The organism is Acidimicrobiales bacterium (assembly GCA_036270875.1).
Lineage (GTDB): Bacteria > Actinomycetota > Acidimicrobiia > Acidimicrobiales > AC-9 > AC-9.
In genome coordinates, this window is record DATBBR010000065.1 from 1 (window position 1) to 8,879 (window position 8,879).

General features: G+C 71.4%; 9 protein-coding genes. 3 read left to right on the plus strand and 6 right to left on the minus strand.

The window, feature by feature from the left end; translation table 11 throughout:
• Window positions 1-106: 106 nt before the first annotated feature.
• The gene (locus VH112_07685; protein HEX4540114.1) at window positions 107-742 is read right to left on the minus strand and encodes a DedA family protein; all 636 of its coding nucleotides are present in this window, start codon (window positions 740-742) and stop codon (window positions 107-109) included.
• A gap of 84 nt (window positions 743-826) precedes the next feature.
• Between VH112_07685 and VH112_07690 the strand changes: the two genes are divergently transcribed.
• The gene (locus VH112_07690; protein ID HEX4540115.1) at window positions 827-1,759 is read left to right on the plus strand and encodes a cation diffusion facilitator family transporter; all 933 of its coding nucleotides are present in this window, start codon (window positions 827-829) and stop codon (window positions 1,757-1,759) included.
• A 37-nt stretch (window positions 1,760-1,796) separates the two neighbouring features.
• Window positions 1,797-3,521, plus strand: coding sequence for a protein kinase (locus VH112_07695; GenBank protein ID HEX4540116.1), 1,725 nt, complete (start codon window positions 1,797-1,799; stop codon window positions 3,519-3,521).
• 9 nt (window positions 3,522-3,530) lie between these two features.
• Here VH112_07695 and VH112_07700 read toward each other — a convergent pair whose 3' ends face one another.
• Genes VH112_07700 through VH112_07710 form a run of 3 tightly spaced genes read right to left on the minus strand, consistent with a single transcriptional unit; the run spans window position 3,531 to window position 5,595 of the window.
• Window positions 3,531-4,265 carry a hypothetical protein gene (locus VH112_07700; protein ID HEX4540117.1) on the minus strand — a complete coding sequence of 245 codons (735 nt, stop codon included), beginning with the start codon at window positions 4,263-4,265 and terminating at the stop codon, window positions 3,531-3,533.
• A gap of 15 nt (window positions 4,266-4,280) precedes the next feature.
• On the minus strand, window positions 4,281-5,174 hold the full coding sequence (locus tag VH112_07705; protein HEX4540118.1) for a DNA-processing protein DprA: 894 nt from the start codon (window positions 5,172-5,174) through the stop codon (window positions 4,281-4,283).
• 4 nt (window positions 5,175-5,178) lie between these two features.
• Window positions 5,179-5,595: a PaaI family thioesterase gene (locus tag VH112_07710; protein ID HEX4540119.1), complete on the minus strand. Its 417-nt coding sequence runs from the start codon at window positions 5,593-5,595 to the stop codon at window positions 5,179-5,181.
• A gap of 97 nt (window positions 5,596-5,692) precedes the next feature.
• On the opposite strand from VH112_07710, the gene VH112_07715 reads away from it, so the two are divergent.
• Window positions 5,693-6,874 (plus strand): thiolase family protein, encoded by a 1,182-nt coding sequence (locus tag VH112_07715; protein HEX4540120.1) that lies wholly within the window; start codon window positions 5,693-5,695, stop codon window positions 6,872-6,874.
• 77 nt (window positions 6,875-6,951) lie between these two features.
• Here VH112_07715 and VH112_07720 read toward each other — a convergent pair whose 3' ends face one another.
• The gene (locus tag VH112_07720; GenBank protein ID HEX4540121.1) at window positions 6,952-7,311 is read right to left on the minus strand and encodes a cell division protein CrgA; all 360 of its coding nucleotides are present in this window, start codon (window positions 7,309-7,311) and stop codon (window positions 6,952-6,954) included.
• Window positions 7,308-8,879: PASTA domain-containing protein (locus VH112_07725; protein ID HEX4540122.1), on the minus strand; the 1,572-nt coding region annotated here is incomplete at its 5' end. The genes VH112_07725 and VH112_07720, both read right to left, overlap by 4 nt.

Genomic DNA, 8,879 nt, shown 5'->3' on the forward strand with positions numbered 1-8,879 from the left:
GACGGCGCCGCCGAGGCCGCCCAGGAACCGGGACCGGTCGAGGTTCACGTCCAGCATGCTGCCCCATCGAGCCTTCCGCGTCGAGGAGCGGGCGGGCCAGCCACGATCAGTCCTTGTCAGCCCCGGCCTCTGACTCCAACCGACGCTCGCGGTAGTGGCTGCGCACCCGCAGCCCGACGAGGACGATGACGACGAGGGCGACGAACCCGGCTGCCGCCCAGGTCGACGTCGACAGGAACCTCTTGTAGGTGTTGCCGAGGAAGTAGCCGAGCAGCGTGAAGCCCGTGGCCCAGATGATCCCGCCGATGGCATTGGCCCCGAGGAACCGGGGGTAGTGCATGCCCCCCATCCCGGCCAGGCCGGGGACCACCGCCCGGAGGAACGCCGTGAGCCGGCCCAGGACCACGGCCCAGGCCCCCCAGCGCCTGACGAACTCCCGGGCCTTCTCGACCCCGGCCTGGCGGCGCCGCAGGGGGCGGATCGACAGCAGTCGGGGCCCGATGAGGCGTCCGACCTCGTAGCCGACCGAGTCTCCGGCGATGGCCGCAGCGGCGGCCACGACGATCATCACCACCACGTTGACGTTGCCCTGCGACGCGATCACCCCGCCCAGGATGACCGCCGTCTCGCCCGGCAGGACGAAGCCCAGCAGCACCGCCGCCTCGCCGAAGGCCAGGGCGGCGACGAGCCCGTACACGACGGGGCCGTGCAGGGAGAGGATGTGGTTGGCGATCGACGTCAAGCGCCTCCAGTCTGGCCGCGCTGTGGCCGGATTGGCAGCCCCACCCGGCGCCCCGCTTCACCAGGTCCCCGGCTCCTTTACCCTGTGAGAGTGACCCTCCGGACCCGCCTGACGGTCGCTCTGGTGCTGAACCTGGGGATCGTCGCCGCGCAGGCGGTCGCCGGGTTCGGGGCACATTCGGTCGGTTTGCTGGCCGACGCGGGTCACAACCTGGTCGACGGAGCAGGCCTGGGTCTCTCACTGCTCGCCGTCTACCTGTCGAGGAGGCCCCCGACCCGGGAGCGGTCGTACGGCTATCACCGCTCCACCGTGCTCGCGGCCCAGGCCAATGCCGGGGCCATCTGCGTGGTCACCGTGCTGGTGGCGGCCGAGAGCGTGCACCGGTTCTTCAGTCCCCAGCCGGTGCAGGGCGCCCCCATGGTCGTGGTGGCGGCCGTCGCCCTGCTCGTCGACGCCATCGCCGCCATGGTCCTCTGGGACAGGAGCAGCAGGGACACGTTCACCGTTCGCACTGCGGTGCTCCACATGGGCGGCGACGCCCTCGCCTCGCTCGGGGTGGTGGTCGCCGGATCGGTCATCCTCATCACCGGCCGCTTCGCCTGGCTGGACCCGGCGGTCGGGCTGGGGATCGCGGCCCTGATCGCGTGGGGAGCGGTCGGTTTGCTCCGTTCGACCACCGACGTCCTGCTGGAATCGGCTCCGTACGGCCTCGACGTCGGAGACCTCGAGCGCGCCATGGCTGAGGTTCGCGGCATCGACGGCGTTCACGACCTCCACGTCTGGAGCCTGTCAGCGGAGATTCGGGCCCTGTCGGCTCACCTGGTTCTCTCCGGGCACCCCACGCTGGAAGAGGCGCAGGCCACCGGAGTCGAGGTCAGGCGGGCGATCGCCGACGGCTTTCACATCGCCCATGCGACCCTCGAGCTCGAGTGCGAGACGTGCGCCGACAACGTCTCCGGGTGCAGCATGGACGAGCTGCCGCCACCGGCGTTGCCGGTCCCTGACGGCAGGGGTTGATGTCTTGCGCACGCCGCCGGGCGGCTAGCTTGGTCCGGTGAGCGAGCGCACCGATGCGGAGCGCCCCTGGGTTTCCCGTGTTCTTGCCGGCCGCTACCGCCTGATCGAGTTCATCGCCAAGGGGGGGATGGCAGAGGTCTGGGAGGGCCACGACGTCCTCCTGGCGCGGCGTGTCGCCGTCAAGCTGCCCCATCCGCATCTCGGTCGGCAAGAGGCGTTCCGTCGGCGCTTTCGTCGCGAAGCCGTGGCCGCGGCGCGCTTGAGCCACTCCAACATCGTCGCCATCTTCGACACCGGCACCGACGCCGAGGACAACTTCATCGTGATGGAGCGGGTCGACGGTCCGAGCCTCCGCCAGCTCCTCGTGCCCGATCGTCCGCTGCCCGTCGATCGGGCCGTCACCATCACCGGGCAGGTGGCGAGCGCGCTGGAGTACGCCCATCGACAGGGGGTGATCCATCGCGACATCAAGCCGGCCAACATCCTGATCGGCCAGGACAACATGGTGAAGGTGGCCGACTTCGGCATCGCCAAGGCGGCCATCGGCGACGACATGACACAGACGGGCACGGCGCTCGGAACGGCCCGCTACCTCGCCCCCGAGCAGGTCGAGGGGGGACTCCCGGATCGCAGGAGCGACATCTACTCGCTCGGCGTGGTGCTCTACGAGATGATCTGCGGGCGTCCTCCGTTCCAGGCCGACAACGAGCTCGCCCTCGCCCTCCAGCACATGCGGGCCGAGCCGCCGGCCCCCCGGAGCGTGTCCAACCTCGTGCCCCCCTGGCTCGAGGCCGTCGTTCTCACGGCACTGGCCAAGTCGCCTGAGCACCGCTTTGCCAGCGCCGAGGAGCTCGGTGTCGCGCTGTCCCGAGGCACAGCGTGGACGGGCCCGTATCGTGCCCCTGACCGCGGCCCGGCAACCGAGGTCGACCGCGCCTGGTCCCGCCCGGTTCCCATCGGCGCCGAGCGGCGACACGACCGCCCGCCCACGACCGCCGACCCGGCCGAGCCGTGGGCGCCGACGGGTGCGATCGGCACCACGCCCACCGATCGCGGCCGCCTCGACCCGGCAGAACCGGGCTGGCCGCCCCCCCTCGGTGAGCGACCGCGCCCGATGGGGACGCAGGCGTTCGACGCGCCTCCGGCCCCACCGGCAACCGGGCCTCCGACGGGGCGGCGCCGGTCGAGACGGCGTCTGGTCCCGCTGGTCGCCCTCGCCATCGCCCTCGCCGCCGCCGTGGTCGCGGCTGTTCTCATCGCCCACCTGGACGGCTCCAGCACGCGCAGCGGATCGACGAGCTCACAGGGCACGCCGTCGGGCACCCACGGCACTCCGGTCGTCGTGGCCCGCGCCACGGCATTCGATCCCCCTCCGGGTGACGGCGTCGAGGACGATGGTGACCTCGCCCACCTCTTTGACGGCGACCCCAGCACGACCTGGCACACCGAGTTCTATGGCAGTCGAGAGTTCGGCGGCCTGAAGCCGGGTGTGGGCTTCGTGCTCACCCTGGACCAGAGCCGCCAGCTCCAGGACCTGGTGCTCACGAGCCCGACACCCCAGTACAACGTCAGCGTCTACGTCGCGAGCTCGTCCCCGTCGCAGCTCTCGGGTTGGGGGCAGCCGACGGCCACGGTCACCAACGCGCCTGCTCGAGCGGTCGTGCCGCTGCACGGTCGGCAGGGCTCCCACGTGCTGGTGTGGTTCACGCGGCTCAGCCCGACGAACGTCGTGCAGATCGGCGAGGCTCAGGTCACGGCCTGACGGCGCCGCTCACTCCTCCAGGCAGCAGCGCCCGAAGTCGAACGCCTCACGGGAACGGCTCGTCCAGTACGCCAGCGCGTGCTCGCCGTGGCCGGGGTCGATCACCCTCCCGATGGGCACCACGGCGACGACCCTGGCGCCGGCCAGCGCGAGCGCGGAGGCGGCGCTCTGGGCCCGCGCTCCCGTCGTGAACGTGTCGTCCACCACCAGGACCCGAGCGCCCCCGACGTCCGGAAGGGCGACGAAGCCGGTGTCGCACGCGACGTTGTGCCCAATGGCTCCGCTGCCGCGGACGAGAGTCTCCCGATGCTGGGCCGCCAACCAGGGCACCATGCTCAGCGCCCCCTCGAGGGGGTGGGGGCCCGGCCGGCCGGTGGAGGGCACGGTCGTGATGAAGTCCCATCCACCGACTCGACCGCGGCGCAGGCAGTCGCCGTGGTCGAAGAGGAATCGAGCCAACAGCGACGCCACGAACGCGGTGTGCCGGCGGCGGCCGTCAGCCGCACCGCCGTCCTTGTAGCTCCTCAGCGTCGTGTGCAGCCCGCTAGGGATCGCGTACAGGCTCATCGGGACGACCTGGTGGCACGGTCGGCGCACCTGCCCGGTCACGTGGGCGCAGCTGTAGCAGGTGGAGAACCCAGGCCGGGTGCAGCCGTGGCAGATGGCGCAGACACCGGGTCCCCGGGCGGGCACCGGTCGGCAGAACCTGGCCAGGGGCCCGCTCACCTCGTGCACGCTCGGCATCGCAGGGGCGTCAGGTCAGAGGAACCGGATCTGTCTGGAGGACCCGCGCTCCTCCGGGATCGGACCGGGGTCCGCGACGAGCCGATCGAGCGCCGGCAGCAGGTCGCCCGCCCCCCCGACGACGGTCGCCCCGCCCTCGTCGACGAGCGCCGATGCCCAGGGCTCGGAGTGGACGAGGGACTCGACGAGGAAGACCGGCCGCCCGTGCTCTCGGGCCAGTCGCGCCTGCATCCGGGCCCCGCTGGTTGCTGCCGCCTCGACCACCACCGTGCCCAGGGCGATGCCGCTGGTGACGACGTTGCGTCGAGGAAACGAGGTTCGCGAGGGTGGCGCGTCGGGCCAGAACTGCGACACCACGGCCCCCGACCGACCGATCCGGAGGGCGAGATCGGTGTTCTCGGGCGGGTAGATGCGCCGGATCCCGCTGCCCAGCACGGCGATCGTCCGCCCCCCGGCCGCCAGGGCCGCGGTATGGGCGTCGGTGTCGAGACCGCGAGCCAGACCGGAGACGACGGTCACACCGGCCTCGGCCAGCGCCGCGGCCAGGTCCCGGGCTGTCCTGCGGCCGTCGTCGGATGGCTGCCGGGTGCCCACGATGGCGACCGACCGCTCGTCGTGAGGTTCCAGCCGGCCGCGGAGGAACAGGAACGGCGGCCGGTTGTACACCTGGGCCAGGTTGGCCGGGTAGCCGTCGTCGAGAACCGTGACGACCGCGAGCTCCGGGTCGTCGGCGAACAGGCGGTCGAGGACGGACCACCAGCGCTCGGCCGACTCGGCGGTCTCGGACCTGGCGGCCACGAGCGGGGCGGTGCCGCCGGCTGCCTCGACGGCGTCGGCGATCGCCGGCCACGGGCCCGGTGTGGTCTCGACCAGGGCCAGCAGCCCGGCCGCCTCGCGGTGCGCGCCCACCGGCCTACTCTTCCCGATGCAGCAGAAAGGTCCCGGTGGAGCGGCTCACGAGGCGGCCTTCGGCGTCCCGCACGGTCGCCTCGACGTAGGCCACCTGCCGGGCCATGCGCACCACCTCACCGCGAACTCCCAGCGTGTCTCCGGCCCGAGCGGCCCGCATGGTCTCGGTCTTCATCTCCAGGGTCGCCTGGCTCCGGTCCCGTCCGTCCAGTCCCGCGTTGACGGCGAAGTTCATCGCCGCGTCGAGCAGGACCGAGTGCACACCGGCCTGCACGATCCCCTGCGGGTTGCACGCCAGCGGCGTGGGTTCCCAGGCGGCCGCCGACCATCCGCCACCCGCTCCGTCGGCGCCGTACTCCTCGAACCGGCCCCCGACGGCGCCGATCACAGCCATGCCGCCATCGCCCAGCCAGCGGTCCATGTTCCTCACGGGCGCCAACCGTACTGCCGGCCCGTATCCTTGACCGTCCGGTCTAGTCTTGGGGCCGACAAGACCTGAGGAAGAAGAGGAGCGTTCCATGCCTAGCGCTGTCATCGTCGATGCCGTCCGCACCGCCGGGGGGAAGCGAAACGGCAAGCTCCGGGGTTGGCATCCCGTCGACCTGGCGGCGGAGACCCTGAGGGCGCTGGTCGAACGCAACGATCTCGATCCCGGTGTCATCGACGACGTCGTCATGGGCTGTGTCATGCAGGTCGGGGAGCAGGGGCTCAACATCGGTCGCAACGCCGTGCTCGCCGCCGGGTTCCCCGAGTCGGTGTGCTCCACCAGCGTCGATCGCCAGTGCGGCTCGTCCCAGCAGTCCGCCCACTTCGCCGCCCAGGGGGTCATGGCCGGGGCCTACGACGTCGTGGTGGCAGCCGGCGTCGAGTGCATGACGCGGACGCCCATGGGGGCTTCCGTCGTTCCCGGACTGGGCGCCCCCTTCGGGCCCAGGATGATGGCCCGGTACGCCTCGGTCGGCGGGCTGGTACCGCAGGGCATCTCGGCCGAGCTGATCGCCGACAAGTGGGGGCTGTCGCGGGAGGACCTCGACCGCTTCGGTGCCACCAGCCAGCAGCGGGCTGCCCGGGCGACAGCCGAGGGCCGCTTCGAGCGGGAGATCGTGCCGGTCGCGATCAAGGACGACGACGGCAACGACACCGACGAGATCGTCGACACCGACGAGGGCATCCGCCCCGACACCACGGTCGAGTCCCTCGCCCAGCTCAAGCCCGCCTTCAAGAAGGATGACGGCAAGGTCACCGCCGGCAACTCCTCACAGATCACCGATGGCGCCGCCGCTACCCTGATCATGAGTGAGGAGCGGGCCGCCAGTCTCGGACTCACGCCGCGGGCCCGGTTCCACACCTTCGCGCTCGCCGGCGTGGACCCGGTCACCATGCTCACCGGTCCGATCCCGGCGACCTCCAAGGTGCTCGAGCGGGCCAAGATGAGCCTCGCCGACATCGACCTGGTGGAGATCAACGAGGCCTTCGCGTCGGTGGTCCTGGCCTGGGAGAAGGAGCACCACCCGAACATGGACCGGGTCAACGTCAACGGCGGCGCCATCGCCCTCGGACATCCCCTCGGCTGCTCCGGAGCCAAGCTGCTGGCGACGCTGGTCAACGAGCTGGAGCGCACGGGCGGTCGCTACGGGCTCCAGACGATGTGCGAGGGCGGCGGCATGGCCAACGCCATGATCATCGAGCGCCTGGGCTGATCGCTCTATCCACAGACTGTGGACAAGTCTGTGGGAAAGATCACACCAGTGTAAGTACGGTGACGCGCTGATGGCGCTCAGCGGTACTGGGTCGCGGTGACGAACCCGGCGGCGATGAGGCCCAGGCCGAGCAGCAGGTACCAGTTGGAGGCCCCGCCGGGCAGCACGCCCAGGTAGTTGATCACCACCACGACCACGCCCAGGATGAGGGTGGCCAGCATCACGACCGGCACCCAACGCGGGCTGACCTTCTTGGCCCTCGGGACCGGGGGGGTGTAGCGCCCGGACTTCCGCTCGGTGGTGCGCCGGGACTTCCGCTCGGTCGTGCGGCCGGACTTGGGCGTGCGGCGCCCCGGCAGCCGCCCGGCGATCCCGCCGCCGTGGACGTCGGCGGACCGTGGCGTTGTGCGTCCGCTGCGGCGCCGTGGTGAGGTCATCTCGGGACGAGCGTGCTCGTGCTCGTGGCGCCGCCGGCGCCGGAGAACTTGCCCACGGTGAACGCCACCACTGACCCTTGGTTGGCCGTGGTGCCGCCGGGCGGGTTCTGGCTCAACACGACCCCGTTCTGGGCGGGATCGCTCACCGGCTGCGCCGACGCCTGCGGAGTGAACCCGGCCGCGGTCAGGGCGGCCTTGGCCTGGCCCTGGGTCTGACCCGTCACGTCGGGAACCTGGGCCTGGTTCGGGGGCTGACCGCTCGAGACGACCAGGTTGACTGTCGAACCCGGGTTCACCTTGGCCCCGGGGGAGGGGCTGGTGCTGATGACGCTGCCGCTGGGGACCGTGGCCGAGGGCTGGTTGGCGACGCTCCCGAGGGTGAGCCCGGCGCTGCCCAGGCGGTTGGCCGCCGTGGCCTGGTCTTCTCCCACCACGTCGGGCACGGTGATCTGGGCGGGGCCGCTGGAGACCGTCAGGGTCACCTTCGATCCCTGGGCCGCCTGGCTGTTGCCCGACGGGCTCTGATCGATGACAGTGCCCGCGGTCTGGTTCGACTGGCGCGACTGCTGGCTCACCGTGAAGCCTGCCTGTTGCAGGGTGTTGGTCGCGGTGCCGACATCCTGGCCCGTCACGTCGGGCACGTTCACCTGGGCGGGTGTCATCACCACCTTGAGGGTCACCGTGTTGCCCTTCGAGACCTTGCTGGGAGGCTTCGGAGACTGGTCGAGGACCGTGCCCGGTCCGAAGCCGAAGGCCGGCTGCACGTCCTGGGTGGCCACCTTGAGCCCGTCGCCCTGCAGCGTCTGGGTCGCGGTGCCGACCGGCTGGAGGACGACGTTCGGGACGGCGAAGCTTGCTGGCGATCCGCTGGATCGAAGCAGGAAGTAGAGGATGACGCCGAGCGCGGCCAGCAACAGGGCCAGCACGGCGAGGGCTTCGCGGCGGCGTCCTCGGCGTCGGGCTTGTGGCGGCATCGCCGTGGGTGAGATGACGGCGGTGCGCCCGGTGGGCGGTCCCGCCATGGTGCCGTCCTGCAGCCGGGTCGCGGACATCGTCGGGGGGAAGGCCATGACCGTCTGACCGTGCTGGAACCGAAGGAGATCGCCGCGCAGCTCGTCGGCGCTGGCGTACCGGTCCTGGGGCATCTTGGCCATGGCCTGGAGCACGATGGCGTCGAAGGCGGGTGGGATCGCCGGGTCGAACTGGCGCGGCAGCGGCGGCATCTCGCGCACGTGCTTGTAGGCGACGGCGAGGGGGTTGTCGCCGACGAAGGGCGGACGGCCGGTGACCATCTCGAACAACACGACCCCGAGGGAGTAGACGTCGCTGCGGGCGTCCACGTCGTCGCCCTGGGCCTGCTCGGGGGAGAAGTAGGTGGCGGTGCCCATCACGGCGCCGGTCTGGGTCAGGTCGCCTTCGGTGTTGGCGGCCCTGGCGATACCGAAGTCGGCCACCTTCACCTGGCCGTCGTCGGTGAGCAGCACGTTCTCGGGCTTGACGTCCCGGTGGATCAGGCCCGCGCGGTGCGCGGCGCCCAGGGCGGCGAGGACCGGCTGCATGATGCCGAG

Bases quoted from the DNA above. Each gene is read 5' to 3' on its own strand.
- VH112_07700 (HEX4540117.1), bottom strand. From the start codon at position 4,265: ATGCCGAGCGTGCACGAGGTGAGCGGGCCCCTGGCCAGGTTCTGCCGA.
- VH112_07710 (HEX4540119.1), bottom strand. From the start codon at position 5,595: ATGGACCGCTGGCTGGGCGATGGCGGCATGGCTGTGATCGGCGCCGTC.
- VH112_07715 (HEX4540120.1), top strand. From the start codon at position 5,693: ATGCCTAGCGCTGTCATCGTCGATGCCGTCCGCACCGCCGGGGGGAAG.
- VH112_07720 (HEX4540121.1), bottom strand. From the start codon at position 7,311: ATGACCTCACCACGGCGCCGCAGCGGACGCACAACGCCACGGTCCGCC.